Annotated in this window: 25 protein-coding genes and 1 pseudogene; 15 read left to right on the top strand and 11 right to left on the bottom strand. The window is 64.1% G+C overall.

Features of this window, described 5'->3' with window-relative positions; genetic code table 11:
- Positions 1-24 precede the first annotated feature (24 nt).
- On the bottom strand, positions 25-2,010 hold the full coding sequence (locus N551_RS0116145) for a DEAD/DEAH box helicase (protein WP_035961425.1): 1,986 nt from the start codon (positions 2,008-2,010) through the stop codon (positions 25-27).
- A 464-nt stretch (positions 2,011-2,474) separates the two neighbouring features.
- On the opposite strand from N551_RS0116145, the pseudogene N551_RS35545 reads away from it, so the two are divergent.
- A pseudogene (locus tag N551_RS35545) lies at positions 2,475-2,827 on the top strand (cupin domain-containing protein).
- A 17-nt stretch (positions 2,828-2,844) separates the two neighbouring features.
- Here N551_RS35545 and N551_RS0116135 read toward each other — a convergent pair.
- The 4 genes from N551_RS0116135 to N551_RS0116120 form a co-directional block, all read right to left on the bottom strand.
- Positions 2,845-3,357 carry a hypothetical protein gene (locus N551_RS0116135; protein ID WP_027567803.1) on the bottom strand — a complete coding sequence of 171 codons (513 nt, stop codon included), beginning with the start codon at positions 3,355-3,357 and terminating at the stop codon, positions 2,845-2,847.
- Between the two features lie 113 nt (positions 3,358-3,470).
- Positions 3,471-3,899 carry a VOC family protein gene (locus tag N551_RS0116130; protein ID WP_027567802.1) on the bottom strand — a complete coding sequence of 143 codons (429 nt, stop codon included), beginning with the start codon at positions 3,897-3,899 and terminating at the stop codon, positions 3,471-3,473.
- Positions 3,900-4,008: 109 nt separating this feature from the next.
- Entirely contained in the window at positions 4,009-4,491 is a 483-nt protein-coding gene (locus N551_RS0116125; protein ID WP_027567801.1) for a DUF5680 domain-containing protein, read from the bottom strand.
- Between the two features lie 3 nt (positions 4,492-4,494).
- Positions 4,495-5,646: a zinc-binding dehydrogenase gene (locus tag N551_RS0116120; RefSeq protein ID WP_027567800.1), complete on the bottom strand. Its 1,152-nt coding sequence runs from the start codon at positions 5,644-5,646 to the stop codon at positions 4,495-4,497.
- Positions 5,647-5,983: 337 nt separating this feature from the next.
- Between N551_RS0116120 and N551_RS0116115 the strand changes: the two genes are divergently transcribed.
- The 4 genes from N551_RS0116115 to N551_RS0116100 all read left to right on the top strand — a co-directional run bounded on the left by N551_RS0116115 (position 5,984) and on the right by N551_RS0116100 (position 10,088).
- Complete coding sequence (locus N551_RS0116115; protein ID WP_256378996.1) at positions 5,984-7,231, top strand: MFS transporter; 1,248 nt, start codon at positions 5,984-5,986, stop codon at positions 7,229-7,231.
- A 52-nt stretch (positions 7,232-7,283) separates the two neighbouring features.
- The gene (locus N551_RS0116110; protein ID WP_027567798.1) at positions 7,284-8,450 is read left to right on the top strand and encodes a CynX/NimT family MFS transporter; all 1,167 of its coding nucleotides are present in this window, start codon (positions 7,284-7,286) and stop codon (positions 8,448-8,450) included.
- Between the two features lie 68 nt (positions 8,451-8,518).
- A complete protein-coding gene (locus N551_RS0116105) occupies positions 8,519-9,130 on the top strand; it encodes a PilZ domain-containing protein (RefSeq protein WP_007602573.1) in 612 nt (203 codons plus the stop codon).
- Between the two features lie 331 nt (positions 9,131-9,461).
- On the top strand, positions 9,462-10,088 hold the full coding sequence (locus tag N551_RS0116100) for a transglutaminase-like cysteine peptidase (protein ID WP_027567797.1): 627 nt from the start codon (positions 9,462-9,464) through the stop codon (positions 10,086-10,088).
- Between the two features lie 122 nt (positions 10,089-10,210).
- Here N551_RS0116100 and N551_RS0116095 read toward each other — a convergent pair whose 3' ends face one another.
- The gene (locus tag N551_RS0116095; protein ID WP_027567796.1) at positions 10,211-11,959 is read right to left on the bottom strand and encodes a CYTH and CHAD domain-containing protein; all 1,749 of its coding nucleotides are present in this window, start codon (positions 11,957-11,959) and stop codon (positions 10,211-10,213) included.
- Positions 11,960-12,270: 311 nt separating this feature from the next.
- On the opposite strand from N551_RS0116095, the gene N551_RS0116090 reads away from it, so the two are divergent.
- A complete protein-coding gene (locus tag N551_RS0116090) occupies positions 12,271-13,083 on the top strand; it encodes a helix-turn-helix domain-containing protein (RefSeq protein WP_027567795.1) in 813 nt (270 codons plus the stop codon).
- 116 nt (positions 13,084-13,199) lie between these two features.
- Positions 13,200-14,177, top strand: a complete 978-nt coding sequence (locus N551_RS0116085; RefSeq protein WP_027567794.1) for a tripartite tricarboxylate transporter substrate binding protein — start codon at positions 13,200-13,202, stop codon at positions 14,175-14,177.
- Between the two features lie 42 nt (positions 14,178-14,219).
- Here the strand turns inward: N551_RS0116085 and N551_RS0116080 are convergent, their stop codons facing one another.
- Entirely contained in the window at positions 14,220-14,927 is a 708-nt protein-coding gene (locus N551_RS0116080; RefSeq protein WP_027567793.1) for a GntR family transcriptional regulator, read from the bottom strand.
- Positions 14,928-15,192: 265 nt separating this feature from the next.
- On the opposite strand from N551_RS0116080, the gene N551_RS0116075 reads away from it, so the two are divergent.
- The 6 genes from N551_RS0116075 (at position 15,193) to N551_RS0116050 (ending at position 20,764) form a co-directional block, all read left to right on the top strand.
- Positions 15,193-16,179 (top strand): ABC transporter ATP-binding protein, encoded by a 987-nt coding sequence (locus tag N551_RS0116075; RefSeq protein WP_027567792.1) that lies wholly within the window; start codon positions 15,193-15,195, stop codon positions 16,177-16,179.
- Between the two features lie 42 nt (positions 16,180-16,221).
- Complete coding sequence (locus N551_RS0116070) at positions 16,222-17,511, top strand: PotD/PotF family extracellular solute-binding protein (protein WP_027567791.1); 1,290 nt, start codon at positions 16,222-16,224, stop codon at positions 17,509-17,511.
- Positions 17,512-17,515: 4 nt separating this feature from the next.
- Positions 17,516-18,475, top strand: coding sequence for an ABC transporter permease (locus tag N551_RS0116065; protein WP_027567790.1), 960 nt, complete (start codon positions 17,516-17,518; stop codon positions 18,473-18,475).
- Between the two features lie 3 nt (positions 18,476-18,478).
- Positions 18,479-19,357: an ABC transporter permease gene (locus N551_RS0116060; protein WP_027567789.1), complete on the top strand. Its 879-nt coding sequence runs from the start codon at positions 18,479-18,481 to the stop codon at positions 19,355-19,357.
- A 4-nt stretch (positions 19,358-19,361) separates the two neighbouring features.
- Positions 19,362-20,093 (top strand): aspartate/glutamate racemase family protein, encoded by a 732-nt coding sequence (locus N551_RS0116055; RefSeq protein ID WP_027567788.1) that lies wholly within the window; start codon positions 19,362-19,364, stop codon positions 20,091-20,093.
- Positions 20,094-20,269: 176 nt separating this feature from the next.
- The gene (locus N551_RS0116050) at positions 20,270-20,764 is read left to right on the top strand and encodes a hypothetical protein (RefSeq protein ID WP_027567787.1); all 495 of its coding nucleotides are present in this window, start codon (positions 20,270-20,272) and stop codon (positions 20,762-20,764) included.
- Positions 20,765-20,936: 172 nt separating this feature from the next.
- Here N551_RS0116050 and N551_RS0116045 read toward each other — a convergent pair whose 3' ends face one another.
- Positions 20,937-21,299 carry a hypothetical protein gene (locus N551_RS0116045; RefSeq protein WP_027567786.1) on the bottom strand — a complete coding sequence of 121 codons (363 nt, stop codon included), beginning with the start codon at positions 21,297-21,299 and terminating at the stop codon, positions 20,937-20,939.
- A 103-nt stretch (positions 21,300-21,402) separates the two neighbouring features.
- Positions 21,403-21,705, bottom strand: coding sequence for a hypothetical protein (locus tag N551_RS0116040; RefSeq protein ID WP_027567785.1), 303 nt, complete (start codon positions 21,703-21,705; stop codon positions 21,403-21,405).
- A gap of 53 nt (positions 21,706-21,758) precedes the next feature.
- Between N551_RS0116040 and N551_RS35540 the strand changes: the two genes are divergently transcribed.
- On the top strand, positions 21,759-22,013 hold the full coding sequence (locus N551_RS35540) for a hypothetical protein (RefSeq protein WP_035961423.1): 255 nt from the start codon (positions 21,759-21,761) through the stop codon (positions 22,011-22,013).
- 2 nt (positions 22,014-22,015) lie between these two features.
- On the opposite strand, the gene N551_RS0116030 is transcribed toward N551_RS35540, so the two are convergent.
- Positions 22,016-22,546: a gamma carbonic anhydrase family protein gene (locus tag N551_RS0116030; protein ID WP_027567784.1), complete on the bottom strand. Its 531-nt coding sequence runs from the start codon at positions 22,544-22,546 to the stop codon at positions 22,016-22,018.
- 90 nt (positions 22,547-22,636) lie between these two features.
- Complete coding sequence (locus tag N551_RS0116025; RefSeq protein ID WP_027567783.1) at positions 22,637-22,966, bottom strand: hypothetical protein; 330 nt, start codon at positions 22,964-22,966, stop codon at positions 22,637-22,639.
- Between the two features lie 221 nt (positions 22,967-23,187).
- On the opposite strand from N551_RS0116025, the gene N551_RS0116020 reads away from it, so the two are divergent.
- A complete protein-coding gene (locus N551_RS0116020; protein WP_027567782.1) occupies positions 23,188-23,895 on the top strand; it encodes a hypothetical protein in 708 nt (235 codons plus the stop codon).
- The last annotated feature ends 85 nt before the right edge of the window (positions 23,896-23,980 follow it).

Here is a 23,980-nt window from a genome sequence, read left to right as displayed (position 1 = left end):
CCCGGCGACGCCGGAAGGCGGCCGTCAGGCGCGATGCTTCTTTTTCGTCTTCGGCTTCTTTCCGGCGGCGCCCTTCTCAGACCACGACGTGACCGAGGGCTCGGCGTGGCCCGGCTTGTTCTTGTGCTTTTTCTTCTTTGCGAAGGAAGGAGCATCGTCGAATTTCGGTGTGCGCTCGCCGTACGGCTTTTCGTGCGGCTTGCCATGTGGCTTGCCTTGAGGTTTGCCTTGCGGCTTGAACCCGCTCGGCTCGCGCGCGCGGTCGCGATGATCGCTGTCGCCGCTGTCGCGCCGCGGCGCGTGGGACCGCTCTTCCGAAGCCGTTTGCCGCTGCGGCGCATCCGCCATCGGCTCGAGGCGGATATTGTCTTCCTTGTCCGGACGCTTGATCTTCACGGCGAAGGATTCCGCGACCCGCTCGGAAATTTCGAACTCGGTCGTGGTGTCCATGATCTTGATTGCGCCGATATCGTTCTTGTCGATGCCGCCACGACGGCAGATCATCGGCAACAGCCAGCGCGCTTCCGCATTCTTTTTTCGTCCGATGTTGGCCCGGAACCAGACGCTGCCATCCGCCATGCCATGCTTCGACGACGATTTTCCCGCTTTGGGTCGAGCCCTTTCGGGCCGATCGTCGCCACGCGAAGCGCGGACATCGTCGCGCGGTGCGCGCATATCATTGCGGCCGCGATCCTCGCGCGGCCGGCTGCTCCGCTCGCCGGGATCCATAATGTCTTCGGGCGACGGCAGCCGCGCGCGATAGAGCCGTGCGAGTGAAGCGGCAATCTCCTCAGCGGACCGCTCGGCCAATAGGGCCTGCGCCAGCGCCAGATCGTCGGCGGTGGTCTCTTCCGTGAACAGCACGTCCTTCATGCGCTCGTGATCGAGTTTGCGGATCTCATCCGGCTGCGGCGCCGTCCCCCAGACCGCGTCGATTCCCGAAACATTCAGCAGCATTTCCGCTCGCCGCCGCCGCACGGGCGGCACCAGCAGGATGCTCGTCCCCTTGCGGCCCGCGCGGCCGGTGCGGCCGGAGCGATGCTGCATGACCTCGGCATCGTTGGGCAGGTCCGCATGAATGACGAGATCGAGGCTAGGCAGATCGATGCCGCGGGCGGCGACGTCGGTCGCCACGCAGACGCGCGAACGTCCGTCCCGCAGCGACTGCAGCGCCGTGGTCCGCTCGTTCTGCGTCAATTCACCGGACAGAGCGACCACGGAGAAGCCGCGCTCCAGCAGCGCCGCCTGCAAATGCCGGACGCCATCGCGCGTGCTGCAGAACACCAGCGCGCTCGGCGCCTCGTAGAAGCGCAACACGTTGACGACCGCGTGCTCGGCATCGCCGGGCGCGATCCGGATCGCGCGGTACTCGATATCGGCGTGACCGCCTTCGTCGCCGGCGACCTCTATCCGGAACGCCCGCTGCTGATACTGCTTGGCCAGCGCGACGATGCCGCGCGGGAATGTCGCCGAGAACATCAGGGTGCGGCGCGTGTCCGGCGTGGTCTTGAGGATGAACTCCATGTCCTCGCGAAAGCCGAGATTGAGCATCTCGTCGGCCTCGTCGAGCACGACCACCTTCAATTCCGAGATGTCGAGACGGCCGCGGCGCAAATGATCGCACAACCGGCCGGGCGTGCCGACGACGATATGAGCGCCGGCCGCAAGCTCGCGCTGTTCGCGCCTGGGATCCATGCCGCCGACGCAGGAGACGACGCGCCCACTCCCATGCTCGTACAGCCACGCCAGCTCGCGATGGACCTGCAGGGCAAGCTCGCGGGTCGGCGCCACGATCAGGGCGAGCGGTGCACCCGCCCGCTCGAACCGCTCGGCGTCGCCCAGCAGGTCCTTGGCCATCGCCAGCCCATAGGCCAGGGTCTTGCCGGAGCCGGTCTGGGCCGAAACCAAGAGGTCGCGGTCTGCGGCCTCGTCCGTGAGCACGGCGAGCTGAACGGGGGTCGGACGGTCGTAGTTGCGCTCGGCCAAAGCTCGGGCGAGCGGCGCACTCATGGTCGGAAAAGACACGGGATAAACCTTGGTTGGTCCAGGCGCGGAACGTCGAGCCGCGCGACCTGAAGCTGCGTAGGCGGCAAATGGTCCAGCCGCACGCGTGGTGATTTGATTTGGACGCTCTTTACGCCAAGTGCGGGCAAATCACCATGCCTATGACGCATGGCTTTGGTGATGCCGACAATAAGCTTACTGGCCAGCTCGACCCACTACATGCAGCGTTTTCGGGCCGTTTCGCTGCATATAGCGGGATTTTGCGCCGAAGTAGAGGGTTTTCGCGGCCACCCGGCTCACATTGTGCGCCATTGGCCTGCCGGGATGCGCAGATGACCTCTCTCGGTCGAACGGCTTGTGTGGCGACTGCACGCCTTGCGACGAGACCACAGCCGTCGAGACGCAAGTCTTGTCGCCCCAGCGCGTCGCCCCCAAATCGTGCCTCACGAGGAAGCAAAGAAGGGTGACACATGGCCGACGGCATATCGCTTGCCGACAAACTCGCGACTTTTGGGGATTTCTGGTCTCCGCGCACGATCACGACCTTCAACGACTGCGACGTGATGGTGGTGAAGGTGAAGGGAGAGTTCACCTGGCACAAGCACGACGTACCGACGATTTCTTTCTCGTCCTGAAAGGCAGTCTGGACATCGAATTGCGGGATCGCATGGTAACGCTCGGTCCGGGCGAACTCTATGTCGTGCCCAAAAGTGTTGAGCATCGCCCGGTCGCGCGCGAGGAAGTTCATCTCCTGCTGATCGAGCCGACCGGCACGCCGAACACGGGCGACACGGCCACCGCCGCGGCCCGCAAGCTCGCATAGAGAGCGACGCGCGGGCCCTAATCCTTGGAGGTCACCAGCCTGCCGAATCCGCCGGCCAGCCTGGCTCTGGCCCGCGCAACAGTGTCCCTCGCCGCGCGGCCCAAGGCGCGGACCGCGCGCCAGGCTTCGGTCGCCTGCAGCCATGCCCTTACCTCGGTAACCTTCCCATAGGCCCAGGCGAAGGCTGGAATCCTCATCAGCTTGTCACGGGTGAGATGGAACAGGCGCTCGACCAGCACCAGCTTGAGCAGCTCGCCGATGATGAACGTCACCGCCCCAATCACGACCTGGCCGGTCGCCGCGAGATAGGCCGCCACGGGCTTGACCGGCTCCAGGATAATGACGGGCACGGAAAACAGGGCGAGCGAGCAATAAGGCGACAGCGATCTGATCCAGCCGCGCAATCGCTTCAACTGGAGGTGCCGCCCGATCCAGCGCGAGATTGGCCTCGCCACAGCCATGAAGACCGCATCCACCAGGAAGTAGATGGCGGCCAGGATGTAAGTGACGGGTTTCAGGATTCGCTTCACGATGAACTCTCCCGTGAACTGAAAGCCGAAACCCGGGCCTAAGTTTCACCCCGGCGTGAATAACTCGGGGATTTTCGATGGAACTTTTCGTGCACGGCCGCCCGCTCCCGGGTTCAGATCTCCGCATAGACCTCCAAAAGATTGCCGTCGGGATCACGGAAGAACAGCGTCCGATGCCCGAACGACTGGTTCGTCGGCGGCGACAGCAGCGCCACGCCGTGGCGTGCAAGTTCGTCGGCACACGCATCGACTTCGGCCGCGCGGACCTTAAAAGCCAATTGCAGCGAGGCACTGCCCGCCGGCGTCGGTGTGTCAGTCGCGGTCCGGCCCGGTGTAGCGAGAGCCAGCGTGTTGGGGCCCAACCCGTACTCGATCCAGTTCGCCGACAGCTCCCGCAGCAGCGGAAACGCGAGGACGTCCTCATAGAAGCGGCGCATCGCCGCCATGTCGCGCACGAAGACGACGGTGTAGTCGATCGCACGGATGGCGCGGAAGGGCGAGCGGGTGGGCTGGATCGGTTCGGTTGTCATCTCGTCCTTCATTCCAAACGCCGGCCCGTAGTCCGTATGGAGCGTAGCGGAATACGGGGAGCCGCAGGCGAGAATCCCGGATTACGCTGCGCTCCATCCGGGCTACAGGGCTCGCCAGACTTTATCGCAACAAACCGCCACTGTAACGGACCGCATAGAGCGGCACGCCATCCTGCCGCGCGATCGTCTCGACACCGTGGAAACGATCGAGCGCGCCCTCGACCTCGTTCTGATAAATCATGCCTGCCTGCTCGAACAGATGCGGGCCCCAAAACGGATACTCGACGCTGACGTCCAGCAACGCCTGGCGCAGGAATTTGTAGACCGCGAGGAAGGTGTCTCGATCCGTGATCTCCGCGCGGACGCCACCGCTGTAGCTCATCGACCAAATGACGCGCTCATCCCGAGACACGGTCTCCTGCCCGACAAAGAACCCTATTCCGAAATAGATATCGCGATAGGCATAGGGTGCCGCGCGATGCTCGAGCTGCTTTGAGCCTCTGAGCAGCGGAGCGGCCACGGTGGCGTCGTCGTCGAGGCCCGCATAGGTCCGCCGCTTGGCTTCGACCAGAAACGCCGCGAGCTCGTGCGGAATCGATACCATCGCCTACTCCACCAGTTCCGGCCACGGCACGATCGTCGATTTCACCGTCTTCATCGCCATCGCGTCCCTCACCGCCTGCGCGACGCCGTCTTCCGTGAACGGATAGATCGTCTGCATCTTCAGCCAGGGATATTTGTCGCGCGTGCGGTAGAGCATGTCGACGCCGAGCGGCAGATCGTTGCCGGTAAAGCCCCAGGAGCCCAACACATTGAGATCCTTGGTGCAGATGCGGTGCCACGAAGTCTCGATCGAGCCGGCGTCGGTGAACTGGCCCATCTCGACATAGGTGCCGCCGTCGCGCAGCATCTCGATGCCTTCGGGGCCGGCTGAGGGGTGGCCCGAGCAATCCATCACCAGATCGGCGCCGAACCCACCGACGATGTCGCGCACGCGGGCGATGCGTGCCTCGGGCGATTTGATCTCCTCGATGTTCACCGTCGCCTCCGCGCCGAACTCGCGCGCGAGCTTGAGCCGCGGCTCCTCCGGCGCACCGACGCAGATGACACGCCCTGCTCCCATCTCCTGCGCGGCGGCGACCGCGAGAATGCCGATCGGGCCCGAGCCCTGGATCACCACCGTGTCGCCCCAGGAAAAACCGCCGGCGCGGCTCGCGCGATTGAAGGCACGGATGCAGGAGGTCAGCGGCTCCGACAGCGCACCCAGACGCAGCGACATGTCGTCCGGCAATTTGTAGATCTTGGTGCCCGGCAGCATATCGAGATCGACATAGACATATTCGGCCCAGCCGCCCCACATGTGAGGCGCCTTGTCGAAGCCGAGATAGCGGCCGTAATAGACCGGCGTCAGGCACTTGTTGGCGGTCAGGGGATAATGGATGCAGTAATAGCAGCGGCCGCAGGGCATCAGCGGCGGGATCATCACTTTTGATCCGACCTTGAGCGGCTTGCTCATGAAGTCCTCGGTGAATTCGTCGCCGCATTCGACGATGATTCCGCCGAGCTCATGGCCGAGCGTGAACGGCCATGGCAGCGGCCTCGGCCAATGTCCTTTCAGGATGTGCAGGTCCGTGCCGCAGACACCACAGGCCCCGACCTTGATCAGCGCGCCCCTCTTGCCGACCTTCGGCCACGGCACGGTGCGGATGACGGGCTCGCTGCCCGGTCCCGCGTGGGTGCAGACGCGGATTTGGTCCATGGCTGTTTCCTCGATGCCCGCTTGTTATGATTGGTGGTGCAGGCTTGAGGCGAAGCGTATGTGAGATGCGCGGTCGTGCCAAGTCGTGGTTGTTCGTAGCCCGCATGAGCGAAGCGATATGCGGGAAGCAGCGGCCCCGGATGTCGCTTCGCTCATCCGGGCTACGGCGCCGCCGCAACCACCGCCGTCATCCTGAGGTGCGCGCTCTTGCGCGCCTCGAAGGATGACGGTTGAGCTTGTGGCAGCCGTGCATGGCTGGTGCCCAAGCACTCCCAAGTGTCTTGAGCGCTCATCGGCGACCGTGTAGGGACGGCTCACGTCCCACCCAGGTGCCCCCTTGAACCCCCTCCCCCAAAATCCCGTGGTCGCGTCCGGCTCGTTCGCGGCGATGAAGTCGGTGCCCTACCGCCTCCAGTTCATCGCTTACGTGCTGGCGATGATGGCGGACAATATCGAGCATGTGATCAGCTACTGGGTGGTATTCCAGAAATTCCATTCGCCGACGCTGGGGGGCTTTGCAGTGCTGTCGCATTGGCTGCCGTTCCTGCTGTTCTCGGTCGCGGTTGGCGGGCTCGCCGACCGGGTCGATCCGCGCCGCATCATTCAGTGCGGCATGCTGCTATTTATTGCTGCCTCGGCTGGATGGGGTTTCTTCTTCATCACCGACACCATCGAGATGTGGCACGCGATGCTGCTGCTGGTGATCCACGGCTGCGCCGGTGTGCTCTGGCAGACGCCGAACCAATTGCTGCTCTATGATCTCGTCGGCCCCGCCGATCTTCCGAGCGCGGTGCGGCTGAACGCGATGGCGCGCTATCTCGGCATTCTGGTCGGGCCCGCCGTCGGCGGAATCATCATGCTCACGCTCGGCACCTCGCATGGCATCATCTTCAACACGCTGTTCTATCTGCCGATGCTGCTGTGGCTGTTCTGGGCGCCGGTGCGCGACAACAGCGTGGCCGTGCGGCGCTTCGCCGTGCGCGGCCTTGCCGACATCATGCTGACCATCCGCGCCATCGGCACGCAGCCGGTGCTGACGGCGATGACATGGCTTGCCGGCCTCACCTCCTTCATGATCGGCAATGCCTATCACGCCCAGATGCCGGGCTTTGCCGGCGATCTCGGCCATGGCGATCCCGGAATCTCCTACAGCGTGCTGCTCGCGGCCGATGCGGCTGGCGCGCTGCTCGCCGGCATCGCGCTGGAATCCTGGGGGCGGCTCAAGGGCACGCCGCGCACCGCGATCATGCTCGCCATGCTGTGGAGCGTGGCGCTGATCGGCTTCGCCTCGGTGCGGATCTATCCGGTCGCGATCGTGCTGTTGTTCTTTGCAGGCTTCTTCGAGCTGTCGTTCAACACCATGGCGCAGGCGCTGGTGCAGTTGAACGCGCCGTCCGACATTCGCGGCCGCGTCGTCGGCCTCTACAACATGGCGGGGCTCGGGATGCGAGCCTTCAGCGGCATCACGGTCGGACTGTTCGGCGCGGCGATCGGCATTCACTGGTCGCTCGGGCTCTCGGCCGCGGTGCTGCTGGCGCTGCTATGTTTTCTCTATGGGCGCGCGGCGAGGAATACGACCGGTTGACTCCGGCGTCTCCCCACCGCACGCTCGATACAGGGCTTGGGGAGATGACGCGTTGCGCAATCGCTGGGGCATTCTTGCGATCCTGTTCGTCGTTCGCCTCACCATCGCGTTCCAGTTCCAGAGCGTGGCCGCGGTCGCGCCGCTGCTGCAGCAGAGCTTCGGCGTCGGGCTCGCCGATATCGGCATCCTGATCGGACTCTATTTCACACCGGGCATCGTGCTGGCGCTGCCGGGCGGCGCGATCGGCCGGACCCTCGGCGACAAGCCCACCACGATCGTCGCGCTGCTGCTGATGACGTCGGGCAGCCTCGTCATGGCCACCACGGACATCTGGGGCTGGCAGATGGCGGGCCGGCTCGCCTCCGGCGCCGGCGGCGTGTTGCTGACCGTGCAACTCACCAAGATGGGCACCGACTGGTTTTCGGGTAAGGAGATCGCCACCGCGATGGCGATCTTCGTCAACTCCTGGCCGGCCGGCGTTGCGATCTCGCTGCTGGTGCTGCCGGCGATCGGCACGGCTTACGGCGCGGGCGCCGTGTTTCTCGTGGCCGGCGCGCTGACCGCGATCGGCATTGTGCTGATCATTTTCTACCAATCGCCGCCGGGAGCAACCGCCAGCGCGGCCGGCTCAGGGCGGCTTGATCCGCTCGCGCTTCTGGCGGTGATCGTCGCGGGCGCGATCTGGGGCCTCTATAATGTCGGCTTCGCCATGATCTTCTCGTTCGGCCCCTCGCTGCTCGCCGAGCGCGGCTGGAGCATTGCCGCGGCGGGATCGGCGATCAGCCTCGTGATGTGGCTGTCGGTGATCTCAGTGCCGGCAGGCGGCTATCTCGCTGATCGCTTCAAGCGGCCGTTCGTGCTGGCGATCGCGGCCAGCCTGGTGGTGGCCGCCCTGCTGGCCTGGCTGACCCGATCCGACGCCGTGATCACGATCCTGGTCCTGATCGGCCTGATCGGCGGCCTTCCGGCCGGGCCGATCATGAGCCTCACCGCCCGCGTGCTTGCCCTTGAAACCAGGGCGATCGGGATGGGCGTGTTCTACACTCTGTTCTATGCCGCGATGATGCTGGGACCGGCCATTGCCGGCCGGCTCGCCAAATCGGCCGGCACTGCCGCGGTCGCGCTCGACCTCGGCGCGCTGACGGTGCTGGCCTGCCCGCCCCTGATGTGGCTTTTCGAACGCATTGTGTCTGTTCGTCATCGCCGCGCCCGATCCTAACGCGGCATTAACCCTGTGCACCTTAGGGTCGTCCCGGACTCCGCCAGGCGGGGGGTCGGGTTGTGAAAATGGCGTTGGCGCACAAAAAATTTCTTCCGGCCGCCGAGGAACGTCGGCGTTTCCAGCGGGTGAAGGTTCACCTGCTCGGCCGCTACATGCTGCCGGACCGCCGTGAATTCCCCTGCCAGGTGATCAACATGTCGCCGGGCGGGCTGGCGCTGCTGGCCCCCGGCATCGGCAATGTCGGCGACCGCGTGGTCGCCTATCTCGACCATATCGGCCGAGTCGAGGGCAAGATCACCCGCATCATCGACAATGGCTTCGCCATGACGGTCGGTGCCACGCCGCGAAAACGCGACAAGCTTGCGGCACAGCTGACCTGGCTCGCCAACCGCGACATCCTCAATTTGCCGGAAGACCGCCGCCACGATCGTATCGTGCCGCGCAATCCGATCGCGGTGCTGACGCTCGAGGACGGCACCAAGATGACCTGCCGCATCATCGACCTTTCGCTCTCGGGCGCCGCCATCGCCGCCGAGAACCGGCCGCCCCTGAAATCGACGGTTCTGCTCGGCCGGGTGCAGGGCCGCGTGGTCCGAAACCTCGAAGACGGCTTCGCGCTCGAGTTCATGCATTCGCAGCCAATTGAAACTCTCGAAGAGAGCGTTACCGCGCGGTAAAGCGCGAAGGCACCAAAACCCCTGCATTTCCAGTACTGAAGGCGGCCTCCGCGATGCGGACGCCGCCTTTTTCATGGGTCGTGACGGGCCTCGCGCGGGTTAACGCGGAGGCTGCGGGCGCGTGCAAACAACGGTTCCGCCAGCGTTTCCGCGTTAATCGATAAAATTTGAATCAATTGCAGTCATATCGAATTTTATTCAAGTTTGACTCAAGTATAGATCGAATTCGCCGCGTGTTTTACTTGTATTCGTCTCGACTTGACTTGACTGACTTAGCGGCAACTCAAAAGCTGCCTGCGCAATGTGGTCCCAACAAGAAACGGGGGCCGCAATGTTTGATTTCAGGGGACAGGGGAAGGGAATGGCGCTGGCCGTCATGCTCTTCGGAATGAGCGCGGCAGCGCAGGCCGGCGAAGGCCGTCTGCTCTACGCAAGCCTCGGCGACACCACGCGTGCGCCGATCGGCTGGGTCGAGTTCTGTGCGGATAATGCCGCCCAGTGCCAGGGCGCACCGACGCAACCGCGCGACATCGTGATGTCGCAGGCTGCATGGCGCGACCTCGTCAAGGTCAATCGCTGGGTCAACGAGACCGTCAAGCCTTTGACCGACCAGGAGCACTGGGGCGTGATCGAAAAATGGTCGCTGCCGTCGGACGGTTACGGCGACTGTGAAGACTACGTGCTGTTGAAGCGCAAGATGCTGATCGATGCCGGATGGCCGCGCGAGGCCCTGCTCATCACCGTCGTGCGCGACAAGAAGGGCGAAGGACACGCGGTGCTGACGGTGAAGACCGACAAGGGCGAGTTCGTTCTCGACAATCAGAACGAGAACGTCGTTGCCTGGACGGAGACCGGCTACCGCTTCGTCAAGCGCCAGTCGCAGAGCGATCCAAACGTCTGGGTCTCGCTCGGCGACACCAAGCCGGCGGTCTCCACCGCCAGCGCGAGAGATCAGTAGAGACAAGCGAAAGAGATACGCGACCCGGTCACATCCCCACCCCTCCCCGTCCCAGACCGGTTCGCGCGCGGCCAGCCATCCCCCAATGGCTGGCCGCAACTTTTTTGGGGGATGTGCTTCGCTTAGTCCTGCGGCGTCTGCCGCGACCAGGGCACGCGCGCGGCGGTGAAATCGCGCCATGTGCTTTGCAGGGCGGGCTGCACCCCGACCGACGCGCGCGCCTGCCAGCCGGCGATCGCCGCCGCGGCGATGGCGCAGTCGGGCTCGGCATCAAGCCCGTCGAGCAATGATGCCGTGACCGCCATATCGTTGAAGGCGCCAAGCTGCTCCTGCAGGCCGGCCAGCCTGCGCGAGAATTTTCGCGCGGATTTGCGATCTGCGAACAGCGGCAGCAGAAACTCGCTGAGATAGCGCAGCCGCTTGGTCGCGAGCCGCAGGCGGTGCAGACCTTCGGCGGAAAGCGACTTGAAGCGGCGGCCGCGCCTGAGCACCTTCGCATATTGCTCCGACAGAATGCGCTGCGCGAAGTTGACGGCGGGCTCGGCAAGCTGGCCGAGATCCTGCGCGGCGACGTCGTTGCGCCAGCCCCGCGTCTCGATCCAGCTGCCGAGTCCGAGCAGGAACACGGCGCAGCGGCGATCTTCGAGCGCGCCATGCGCCTTGCGATAGGCGTCGGACTGACGCCCGGCCGCAGCCCGGCCCAGCGCATCGAAGCCCGCGACCGACGGACAGGCCTTTGCGGTCGTCGGCAAGGTCTCGATCAGGAACACGTCCCAGTCGCGCGCGGCGGAGAGGTCTTGCGCCAGCCATCTGGCTTCCGACCGCAGCGCATCGAGATTGCTGAGCGCGCCGACCGACCGCATCAGACCCAGCGCAGATCGAAGCCGGCGCAGCGAGACGCGCAGCTGATGGACGCCTTCCGGATTGCGGCCGTCCTCGACCGCCGGCAGCGACTGAAGCAAATGGAGGAAGCAGGAGCGCAGGATTGTCGCGAACGCCTCATCCAGTGTCACCGACGGATCGAGACGAAGTTTTCGCGGACGCCGCGCCGAGGGCGGCTTGTCGGCGGCAAGATCGAAGCCGCGCGCCGATTTGGTGCGGATGGACGGCATTGCGTCGCCGTGCTCCGCAAGCCGCAGCGCGATCTCGTAGATCGCGCTCGCGCTGCCGCTCTTGAGCTCCAGCTCGATCTCGCTCACGGGCAGTGAACGATTGCCGGCCGTCAACTCGCCCCGGTCGAAGGCGATTTCGACCGTGCCTGACGGCAGGTCGATCATCCGCGCATGACGATGGACATCGGCGGTGACGACCGCTTCGAGCGGCTGCGCTTCCAATTGGCCGCGAAGCTTCTCCGGAATGAAGGGCATCGCCAGGGCGGGATCAGGCGCAAGCGATGGTACCCTCACCTCCCACTCGCCCCGGCGGAGCGGATCGTCCGCCGCATCGGTCTTCACGGTCTGCACGAAACGCGCGCCGCTCTGACGAACGCGCAAGCTCAAGCCGTTGCGACGCAACGTCCGCTCCGGCGTGTCGTAATAGACGGACCTGAGATGTTTGCGCGTGCCCTTGTTGCGCGCGTTCGCCGCGATGACGGGCGCAGCGTTGAAATACGCCATGCGATCGGCATCGACCAGAAGCTTGAGCTCGATCTCACCGGCATGCGCGGCAGCGTTCGACGGGTGTGGTTCCGTTGCCGGTTCCGCATCTTGCGATGGCGTCTGATCGATCACGGGCTCCGCGACGAGCTCGGCGGGTTCACGCTGCCTGAAGAAGCCGGCGACGACTTGCGTTCTCTTGTTGTCCTTCGCAACAGGATTCCCATCCCGCGCGCTCGGGTACTTGCGAACCGGCGTTGCGTCTGACTTGAGCATTTACAGGTACATGACAGTTCGATGACAGAGCGTCATCCTATAGCCGGTTCGCCTCGCGAGGAATAGTCACGTGACGTCGCAGCGCCCGACCATCGACCCGGCTTGACCGCAGGAACTAAATTGCCACTGGGCACAGCAAGCGATCGAATCGATTGCGAATCCCGCCCTTCTCGAAACCGAGATGAACGCGTCAGCGAGCTTGACTCATGCCAACCTTCCCGCAATCGGTGACGATGGCGTCGAGCGCGCTGCCCTGTCCCCCCGGCCGTTGCTTCATCGGCTAGCGGCACGGGCAATCACAAGGAGCTGCCATGACGTCGTTCCGTCCCGTCATCGCGTTGTCCAGGGGCCTCGAAGTCCTGCGGGTGATAAATCAGGAACGGCAGTCGACCGTCGGCTCGCTGCACAAGGCGACGGGGCTCAACAAGGCAACCATCGTCCGCATGCTCGAGACGCTGGAGCACGAAGGCTATGTGGTGCGCCGTACCGAGCCCACCAGCTACGCGCCGACGGGACGCGCGCTGCTGCTCAGCGCAGGCTATGACGAGCCGACCTGGATTGGCGGCATCGCCGAACCCATCCTCAATAAATCCCGCAAGCAGATCCACTGGCCGTCAGACATCGCGGTGCTCGATCAGGAGTCCATGGTCATCGCCCACACGACGCGCGTGGATGGCTCGCTGCTGTTCAGCCGCCCGCCGGGTTTTCGCTTTCCCGTCCTCGGCACCTCGATGGGACGCGCCTATCTCGCCTTCTGCGAGCCCGCCGAGCAGGAGCGCATTGCCGCGCGGCTTGCCCTCGGTCCCGAGCCCTGGAACGATCTGGCGCGCAATCCCGACAAGCTCACGAAGGCGCTGCGCACGATCCGCAAAGCCGGTTTCGCGGTGATGGACGACAGTTACAGCCGCAGTATCTTCGGCGGCGCAGTCTGGGCGCTTGGCGTTCCCGTCGCGCTTCAGAACCGGCTGTTCGGCAGCATGAACGTGATGATGCTCCGCGAAGCGGTCAGTCCGGAGGAAGGCATACGCCGCTTCGTACCTTCGATGAAGAAAGTCGCTTCCGCACTTGCGGAGGCGCTCGGGGCCAAGCTTGCCGCGCCGGGTTCTCATGCAGGTCGGCGATGATCATTTCACACAGTGAAACGATATTTTGATTTCTTGACCCTCCTCTTTGCCCGTGTGACACCTCGTTGCGGTGGCTGCCGGCTGCCCAATGACACAGGGAAAAGGGGGAGGCCGAAGTGCGGACATCCGCGAGAATTTGGGCTGCCGCGATTGCATGCCTGACGATAGCCGCTTCTGAAACGGCTTGGGCCGAAGCGTGGCCGACCCGGGCAATCAAGATCGTCGTCTCCACGCCGGCAGGCGGCATCACCGATGCCTTCGCCCGCGCCTATGGCGACTATATCTCGCAGAAGCTTGGCCAGCCGGTCATTGTCGAAAACAAGACCGGAGCCAGCGGCGCGCTGGCGGCACAGTCGGTGAAGGATTCCCCGGCCGACGGTTACACGCTGATGTACACGATCTCGTCCACCCTGCTCGGTAACCGGCTGCTGCTGAAATCGCTGGCCTATGATCCGGACAAGGATTTCACGATCGTCGCGGTGACCCCTTCGGGGCATCTACCGCTGGTGGTCCATTCCGCCACCAATGCAAAGACGATCGAAGAGTTCGTCGCGTACGCACGTGGCAACAAGGTCACGGCCGGCTCGTACGGGATCGGCTCGTTCGCGCATGTTGCGATCGCCGAGCTCAACCGCCAATTCGGTCTCGACATTTCCATCGTGCATTACCGCGGCGAAGCGCCGATGTGGCAGGATCTGGCCGCCGGGGTGATCCAGGCGGCGGTCGGCAGCTATCAGGCTGCGCTTCCGGTGCTCGATACCGGCATCGGCCGCCCGATTGCCGTGCCGACACCGGTGCGCATGAAGAAGCTGCCCGAGACCAAGACATTTGCCGAGCAAGGGGTCACGGGCAATGTCTTCCAGCTCATCAGTTTTACCGCGCTGGTAGCGCCCGCTGCGATGCCGGAAGACCGGATCGACATGCTCGCCAAGCTGATGGTCGAAGGCGGCAAGACCGAGCGCGTGCAGAAGCTGCTCGATGCCTTCGGCGTCGATTCGCCGGCCATGGATCGCGCATCCTCGATTGCGCTCTACGAAAAAGAAGGGCCGGTCTGGCTCGAGTCGATCAAGACTCTCGGATTGGAGCCGCAATAGCCGTCGCCGTGCGCATCCGGGTGCGGACGCGCCTCGTTGAGCTCAGACCCCGAGCACGTCCGCGAGCCGCAACTCGTCGGCGGCGGGATCCTTCAGGAACAGCTCGGCCTCGATCTCGTTCAGATGCGACAACATCTGCGCGCGCGCGGCCTCCCTGTCGCATTTGCGGATCGCGGCGACGATCCCGGCGTGATGATCGGTGCCGCAGGCCGGCGTGTCGTGCCGGCGGTAGAGCAGGATGATCAGCGAGGAGCGCGCAATCAGCTCCTTGAGAAAACCGAGATAGATGCTGTGGCCACTCATCTCGGCGACGAGTCGATGGAAGTCACCGGAGAGGCGGACCGAAGCACGAGCATCGCCACGCAGCTCCGCCTCGCGTTCTTCGGCAAGATGCCGCTGGAGACGCCCGATCCAGGCCGGCGATACCGCGTCAACAGCGTGATCGACGATCATCGGCTCGATCAGGCGGCGCGCCTCGAACACTTCGCGCGCGTCCGCAGGCGTCGGCCGCGCGACGAAGGCGCCGCGGTTCTTCTCGATGTTGACGATGCCCTCATGCGCGAGCTGTTGAAGCGCGGTGCGAACCAACGTTCGGCTTGCGCCGTAGATCTCGCCGATCTCGTCCTCGCCGAGTTTCGTGCCGGGCAGCAGGCGATGCTCGAGGATCGCCGCCGTCACGCCTTCCCGGATGCGGCTGACGCGGTCGCTCGCATCTGGCGCGTCGGATTTCGGTCGGGACTTGGCGGCCATGGGGGTGAGGACTCGATCGTCGAAGATGGCGTCGAATCCTAATCGACCAGCTGTATCCAATCACAGGCGAAACTTTATACAATCTGCGCCTGTTTTGTGTGCACGCAACTGCGAAAGCGGCGAGCCGCCCACGCCCGTGGGATTCGATCTAACGATCTGACTCCGCTGCACTGTTTTGGAATTCGGCCGGCCGAGAACGATTCAAGGGCGATTGGCATGGACCTTGCGGAGAGAGGCGCAGCATCGCCCTCGCCCCGGACACGCCATGGCCACTCCTGCCGCCCTCGAACTGGTCGCCGTCACCAAGCGCTACGACACGACGCTGGCGGTCGACACCGTCAATTTGAAGATCCCGGCCGGCACCTATTGCTGCCTGCTCGGCCCCTCCGGCTGCGGCAAAACCTCGACCTTGCGCATGATCGCCGGTCACGAGGCGGTCAGTGAAGGCGACATCATCCTGGGTCCGCAGAACGTCACCGATCTCGAACCCGCCAAGCGCGGCACGGCGATGATGTTCCAGTCCTACGCGCTGTTTCCGCACCTCACCGTGATCGACAACGTGGCGTTTGCCTTGAAAATGCGCGGCATCGACCGGGCGACGCGGCACAAGCGCGCCGGCGAGTTGCTCGAGCTGGTCGCGATGACGCCCTACGCGGCCCGCCTCCCCGCACAGCTCTCCGGCGGCCAGCAGCAGCGCGTCGCGCTCGCCCGCGCGCTGATCACCGAGCCGCAGATCCTGTTGCTCGACGAGCCGCTCTCTGCGCTCGATCCGTTCCTGCGGGTGAAGATGCGGGGCGAACTGAAGCGGCTGCAGCGCGAGCTTGGCATCAGCTTCGTTCAGGTCACGCACGGCCAGGAAGAGGCGATGGCGCTCGCCGACCACATCGTGGTGATGAACCAAGGCAGGATCGAACAGCAGGGAAGTGCCCGTGACATCTTCCATCACCCCCGCACCGAATTCGTGGCGCGCTTCATCGGCGGTCACAACGTCCTCAGCGACGCAGGCAAACTCATCGCCGTGCGCGCCGATCAGCTCGGCATCGTGCCGATCGCCGACGGCGCGGTCGGCGCGCCGGCGCTGCTGACCCAGACTGAATACCAGGGCTCTTACATCGCCGTCTCGCTCACGCTCGAAGACGGGACCGCCCTGTTCTCCCATCTTCCCGAGGCTGCCTTCGACGTCCACCAGTTCCGGCCGGGCGATCGCGTGCTGGCCACCTGGGATCCCGCCAAGGCGCAACGTCTGCAATAGCGCCGATCAATCACCGGAATGCGCAACAGAGGAGTGAGTGATATGACCGAAACGACCAGGAAGAAGGGCCTTAGCCGCCGCACGCTACTGAAGAGCACCGCGGGTCTCGCCGGCCTTGCCGCCGGCTCCGGCGCCATCACCGGCTTCCCCTACGTGATGTCGGCCGAGCCGAAGGTGCTGCGCTATCTCGGCACCGCCGTGAACGAGGGCGACGAGATCTCCAAGCAGTGCCTGAAGGACACCGGCATCAAGATCGAATACATCACCGCGACCACCGACGACGTCACCAAGCGCGTGATGACCCAGCCGAATTCCTTCGACGTGCTGGACACCGAATATTTCGCACTGAAGAAGATCGTGCCCTCGGGCAACATCCTTGCCCTCGACGCCAGGAAGATCAAGGAATTCGACAACATCACGCCCGTCTTCACCAAGGGCCAGACGCCCGGCGGCAAGAAGATCGGCGGCCAGGGTACCGCACCCTGGAAGGTGCTCTATCTCGAAGGCAAGGACTCCAAGAAGTTCGCGACGTCCGCGACCGAATTCGTCACCCTGATCCCGACCGTCTACAACGCCGACACGCTCGGCATCCGTCCTGATATCATCAAGCGTCCGATCAGCTCGTGGGCCGAGCTGCTCAATCCCGAATTCAAGGGCAAGGCCTCGATCCTCAACATCCCTTCGATCGGCATCATGGATGCCGCGATGGTCGTGGAAGCCACCGGCAAGTACAAATATGCCGACAAGGGCAACATGACCAAGGAAGAGATCGATCTCACCATGAAGGTGATGACCGAGGCCAAGAAGGCCGGTCAGTTCCGCGCCTTCTGGAAAGACTTCAACGAGAGCGTCAACCTGATGGCCTCGGGCGAGACCGTCATCCAGTCGATGTGGTCGCCGGCGGTGACGAAGGTCCGCTCGATGGGGATTGCCTGCACCTTCCAGCCGCTCAAGGAAGGCTATCGCTCCTGGGCCTCGGGCTTCTGCGTTTCCAAGGGCGTCTCGGGTGCAAAGCTCGAATGGGCCTATGAGTTCGTCAACTGGTTCCTGTCCGGCTACGCTGGCGCCTATCTCAACCGCCAGGGCTACTACTCCGCCGTGCTCTCCACCGCGAAGGCTCATATGGAGCCCTACGAGTGGGCCTATTGGATGGAAGGCAAGGCGGCCGAAAAGGACATCAAGGCGCCCGACGGCTCGCTGCTCGAAAAGGCCGGCGCCGTGCGCGACGGCGGCTCCTACGAGGACCGCATGGGTGGCGTCGCATGCTGGAACGCTGTGATGGACGAGAACGACTACATGGTCCGCAAGTGGAACGAGTTCATCGCGGCGTAATCTGATGGACACGTCGGAGGACATTTTGCAACAGGCATCCCCGGACCTGTTCCGGGGATCGGAGACGGCGCGCCGCAGCAAAGCGGTGCGGCTGTCGCCCTCCTTCATCTCCTGGCTTCAGGCCGGGCCGATGATGCTGGTGTTCCTCGCCTTCTTCCTGATCCCGCTCGTCTTCGTCGTCATCGTCTCGTTCTGGGACTACAACGAATATCAGTTGCTGCCGGCTTTCTCGGGCCGCGGCTACACCGACACGTTCGAGGGCTGCATCGCGCAGCTCCCCGATCTCTGCACGATCGCCAAGACTTATCTGAAGACGCTGAAGCTCTGTTTCCTCGTGTGGGTCATCACCCTCTTCATCGGCTTCTGGGTCGCCTACTTCCTCGCCTTCCACGTCAAGTCAAAGACATGGCAGATGGGACTGTCGCTACTCTGTACGATCCCGTTCTGGACCTCCAACGTGATCCGCATGATCGCCTGGATCCCGCTGCTCGGGCGCAATGGCCTTGTCAACTCAGGCTTGGTGAAGACGGGGCTGATCAACCATCCCGTTGAATGGCTGCTGTTCTCCGAATTCTCCGTGGTGCTGGCGCTGGTTCACCTCTTCACGTTCTTCATGGTGGTGCCGATCTTCAACTCGATGGTGCGCATCGACAAATCGCTGATCGAGGCCGCCTATGACGCCGGCGCGACCGGCTTCCAGACGCTCGTCAACGTCATCATCCCGCTCGCCAAGCCCGGCATCGTGATCGGCTCGATCTTCGTCATCACCATCGTGATGGGCGACTTCATCACCATCGGCGTGATGGGCGGCCAGCAGATCGCGGCCGCCGGCAAGATCATCGAGACGCGGGTGAACGCGCTGCAATTCCCGGCCGCCGCCGCGAACGCCGTGATCCTGCTCGTCATCACGTTCCTGATCATCACCATGATGTCGCGCATCGTCGACATCAAGAAGGAGCTCTAGAGCATGAAGGAAGGACGCCCGCGCTCTTTCTACGTGCTTGCGATCTTCTTCGCAGCCTACACGCTGTTTCTCTACGGCCCGATGATCGCGATCTACGTGCTGTCGTTCCAGGGGCCGCAGGGTGGCCTCACCTTCCCGATGAACGGTGTGTCGACTTTCTGGATCGCAAAACTGTTCCAGGGCACCGGCATCGTCGATCTCGGTGCGGCGTTTCGCCGTTCGCTGCTGCTCGGCATTATCGTGATGATCGTCACCGTCGTGCTGTCGGTCGCGGCGGGCATGGCGTTTCGCCGCAAGTTCAAGGCGCAGAGCATTTTGTTTTATTCGGCGATCGCGAGCCTGATCGTGCCCTCGATCATCACCTCGCTCGGCATCTCGCTCGAATTCCGCATCATCGACGACCTGATCAAGGCGCATTGGAACGAGAATTTCGAGACCTCGATGGGCCTGCTCACCTCGGGCCTCGGTGCACATTTGACCTGGACGCTGCCGTTCGGCCTGCTCATCATGTTCGCGATCTTCAACCGCTTCGATCCCAGGCTCGAGGAAGCCGCGCGCGATCTCGGTGCGACGCCGTGGCAGGCCTTCCGTCATGTCGTGCTGCCGATCATCCTGCCTTCGGTGATCGGTATCGGGCTGTTCGGCTTCACCCTCTCCTGGGACGAGCTCGCACGCTCCAGCCAGGCGATCGGTGCAGTGAACACGTTGCCGCTCGATCTCCAGGGCCTCACCACCACCGTGACCAACCCCGACATCTATGCGCTCGGCACCGTGATCTCCGCCGTCTCGTTCACGGTGATCAGCCTTGCGCTCGGCACCATCCACGTGTTGAACAGGCGGCAGGCGGCCAAAGGCTCGGACGCCGGCAAAGGGCTTGTCTGATCTGATGCGACTCCACGTCGTCAACCCCAACACCACGGCGTCGATGACGGCGAAGATCGCCGCCGCGGCGCGCAGCATCGCCCTGCCCGACACATTGATCGACGCGCGCCAGCCGGCGATGGGTCCGGTTTCGATCGAGGGATTTTACGACGAGGCCTTCGCCGTCCCCGGCATGCTCGGCTGCATCCGCGAGGCCGATCGCGACGGCGCGGACGCGCATATCATCGCATGCTTCGACGACACCGGCCTCGACGCCGCGCGCGCCGCGGCAAAGGCACCCGTGATCGGCATTGGCGAGGCCGGCTTCCACATGGCGAGCCTGATCGCCGCGCGCTTCGCCGTGGTGACGACACTCGGTGTCTCCGTCGTGCCGATCGAGCATAATTTGCGAAAATACGGCCTTGCCGAACGCTGCGCCCGCGTCCGCGCCGCCGAGGTGCCGGTGCTCGCGTTGGAGGAGCGCAACACCGACGCGCTCGCAAAAATCTCCATGGAAATCACAGCCACAATCCGCGACGACCGCGCGGAGGCCATCGTGCTCGGTTGCGCGGGCATGGCCGATCTCGCCAATGAACTCGCCGCCACGCACGGCCTGCCCGTGATCGACGGCGTCGCCGCCGCGGTGACCTTGGCGGAATCACTGGTGCGACTCGGACTGAAGACCTCCCGGCTCGGGCCCTATGCGGCGCCGCGCTCGAAGACCTATTCAGGTCCGTTTTCGCCGTTTCAGCCCTGATCTCTGCCCCTGACGGACGTTCGGAGGCCTCAAGGCCTCATGATTGTTGGTTTTTTTGCTCTTAGCCTCTTTTTGGTCCCATTCCTTGCCGAAACGTAACGCTTTCGGGACACCCGGCGGCCTCAGGGTTGCCGGTCTTCGCCACTCACCAAGTTTCAATTTGGGTTTTGTCAGCGATGATCGATCTCGCAGAGGACGCACCGTCCAACCCGCTTCTTCGCCTCGGCGCCCAGCCCATCGCGCTGACCGCCGCCGCCCTGCTCCTGCTGATCGCCGGTGTGACCTCGATCGCGATCTGGCGCGCCTATACCGGCTCAGCCCCCGAGACCGACCGGGTGGTGGCGTCGCGGCAGCTTCAGGCTCGCACCGCCCAAGCCTCCGAGCAGTTGGTCGAGAAGACCAAGGGGCTGGAAGCAACCCAGCAGGAATCGATTGACCAGCTTCAAGTCGTGCAGGACCAGCTTCAGAGTGTGAAGCGCTTGCTCGCATTCCAGCAGGCCGACACCAAGCGTCTGTCCGAGCAGGTCACGACACTCAACGATTCCATCGACGGCCTGCGGCAATCCTTTGCCAGCGCCCGGGCGAGCGAGGCGGAGACTCCCTCGGTTACCCGCAGGAAACCTGCACGGCATCGTGTCCATGCCAATGCACGCAAGCGCTCGCGCGGCTGAGCAGCCGGCCCGCCTAAATTTTTGGACTTGTGAACTGGATCACATTCGCCCTTGTGATTCCAAGCGATGCTCGCCGTTACCGGATGGCGTGAGCCGATTTCAATGTCCGGGGCTGGCAAGGTCGTTGACGGTATATTGCGTCAGCGACCTTGTTTTTTAAGGGTACCGCCGCCTATTCGCAGACATCTACGGGGCGGATGCGCCAGCCCGATGGCGTCATGACGCGCTTGCGCACAACGTAGCAGCCGCTATAGCCACCATCGTCGTAGCCGGTACCATAGTAATAGGGATCGCCGTAATACGGCTGGCCATAGCCATAATAGCTGCCGTAATAACCCGCGCCGGCGATACCCGCCCCGATGGCGACTCCCGGCCAGAAGCCGCCGCCGCGCCAGCCGCCTCCGTGGCCCCAGCCTCCGCCATGGCCCCAACCGCCGCCACCGTGGCCGAAACCGCCCCGCGCCTGGGCCGCCTGTGGGGCCGACAGCGCGACTGCCGCGACGGCGAGCGCCGCCATCATCATCTTGCGTAACATCACTCGATCCTCCGCGTGGAGACGCTCCACGCTTCAAAGCAGGACCAAGCTAATCGGCTTGAGGCGTTCCTGACAGCTTCACTGTCTCACTTCCGCGCGAGCATCAGCAGCCGCGGCAGATGCTCTTGAGCTTCTTGTCGAGCAGCCGGTTCTCCGCGTTGACGGCGGCGTCGGTGGATCCGCCTGCACCGGTCCCGGTGGTGGTTCCGGAGGAGGCATTCGCTCCCGATGACTGCGCCGTACCTAGACTGTTGGTGCCAGGCGCGGGAGCCGGAGAATTGGCGACACCTCCGGCCGATCCTGCGGAGCCGCCGGCGGCTTGCGCAAACGATACGGCCGGCATCGCGGCGAGGGCGAAGATCACGATCACGGTCTTGATTGAACGGGCTGTAGGCAAGCTGGCCATCGAAATTCTCCTTCGCCCGTCAACCGCCGCAGCCAACACCGGTTCCGGAACAAATGCCGTCGCATCAGCTTGAAACCGGGAAGGCGGGCACGATCACGCTCAAGCTGATCTTCTGCTCCGGAAAACAGAAAGGCGCAGTCACGATGAACGATCGCGATGCTTTTGCAGAAGGCGAACGCGCGGCGCGTCAAAACATTCCGGCGGAAGCCAATCCGTACCAAGACGGCAGCGACGAGCATGCTCTATGGTCCGCGGGGCACGAGAAGGTCGCAAGCGCACTAGAAGCGCGCGAGTCCGAAGGAAGCTGAGCTCACCCGATCCGCTTGAGGCCCTTCGTGAAGCGCGGGCCGTTCGCGACGTAGAACTTCGCCGCGCTGCCCATCTTCTGCACCTGTGCGTCGTCGAGCGTGCGGATGACCCGCGCCGGCGAGCCGATGATTAGGGACCGTTCGGGAAATTCCTTGCCCTCGGTGATGACGGAGCCGGCGCCAACGATGCTGTTGCGGCCGATCCTGGCGCCGTTCATCACGATGGAGCCCATGCCGACGAGTGCGCCCTCCTCGATGGTGCAGCCGTGCAGGATGACGTTATGGCCGACCGTACAGTTCCTGCCGATGTGAAGCGGAAAACCGAGATCGGTGTGGCAGGTCGAGCCGTCCTGCACGTTGGCGCCCTCGCCAATCTCGATCCACTCATTGTCGCCGCGCAGCACTGCGCCGAACCAGACACTCGCGCCCGGCTTCAGGCGCACGCGGCCGATGACGGTGGCGGTCTCCGCGATGAAGTAGTTGCCGTCGGCGGGAAGGTCGGGCGCCTGCCCGTCGAGCTCGTAGATCGCCATGAGGGTCTCCTGTCGGGTCAGTCCCAGCCATAGCGAAACGGCAGCCTTGACGCAAAGGGCCGCCGCGCAGGCAGCCCTAAGGCGCGCGCATCAGACCAGAACGCCCGCCGCGCGGAGCGTCATCAGGAAGAAGGTGCCGCTCATCATGCTCCAGAAGCCGGCGATGACGGTCGCCATCATCACGAATTCGACGCGGCGGCTCTCCACCTGCCTGCCGCGCAGGGTGTTGCGCATGATGATGAAAGGCGCCGCGAAGACCAGGAACGGAACCGCCGCGAAGGTCTTCGGCGCCACGCCGTCCTGCAATAGACCGAAGCCGGCGGGCCGCTGTGCGACCGTCTGGTATCCGCTCACGAGCGCTCCCGCGAGCGCGAAACCGATGCCGATCGAGAAGAGTGTATTGAGAGCTTCAGGTGTCATCGGAACGGTCCGCCCTTACGCAACGCCGGAGCCTTCCTGTGACAAAGAGTGCCGGTTAACGCTACATTATCCTTAAGGGAAGGTTAACGCCGCCGGCCATCCCACGCAGGCCTCTCTCCCTTCCTTGCAGCCGGTGAACGCTCCGCGAAATCGCCACCACGTGGCATATTCGCCGCTGATTCGTCGGCCATCGGCCGACTTCCGGCTCATTCGCGCGGCTCATGACGGTGTTTTCGGCAATCTCCCCTCAATCCCCCCGGGCGCGCACCCGGGCCCACGTGGTGCCGATCGTGCTCGGCGGCACTGCCGCGGTGTGCGCCGTCGCGCTCGTCGCTTATTTGTTGTGGCCGACCTGGGGTCCGAGCGGCGCGAACGGCCCGGACAAGCTGCCGGTGAGCGTCGGTGGCACGCTGTTCAACCTTCCGATCACTGCGATCCGCATGAAGATCCAACGCCACTCCGGGCCGCAGGAGCGGATCGATCTCGACTTCCTGTACCCTTCGCTGGAGCCGCCGGGCGCGCCGAAGCACGTCACCGCCGACAGCGTGGATGCGGCGATGCAGCCGATCGACCGCATCTTCCTGTCGATCGCCGCGCATCGCGATGCGCTCTCGCCCGAGCAGCGCACAGCCACGATCTATCCGCGCTATCTCGACCAGGCCGCGGCAATGCCGCAGGACGGGCTGACGATGCGGACGTTCCGCGCCGACACGCCTTACGGCAGCGAGGATCTCTATTCGGCGGCAAGCCCTCCGCTGACCGCGCGCTGCACGCGCGATGGGGCGACGCCCGGCATGTGCCTCGCCGAACGCCGCGTCGGCGGCGCCGACCTCACCTTCCGCTTTCCGCGGAGCTGGCTGTCGCAATGGCGCGATGCGGCGGAAGCGATGGAGAAGCTGACGGCGCAACTCCGCGGCCCAAAGGGCTGAGCGCGACCGCGCGGCCTGGGCCTCCAAAACAAAAACTGCGAAAACAACCCCATGCACAGTAGCCAAGCTCCTGTAATGCTTCGTA

Source organism: Bradyrhizobium sp. URHA0013, from assembly GCF_000518345.1.
GTDB lineage: Bacteria > Pseudomonadota > Alphaproteobacteria > Rhizobiales > Xanthobacteraceae > Bradyrhizobium.
Note: the sequence above shows the minus strand (reverse complement) of the source record. Positions and strands in the feature narration are given on the sequence as shown.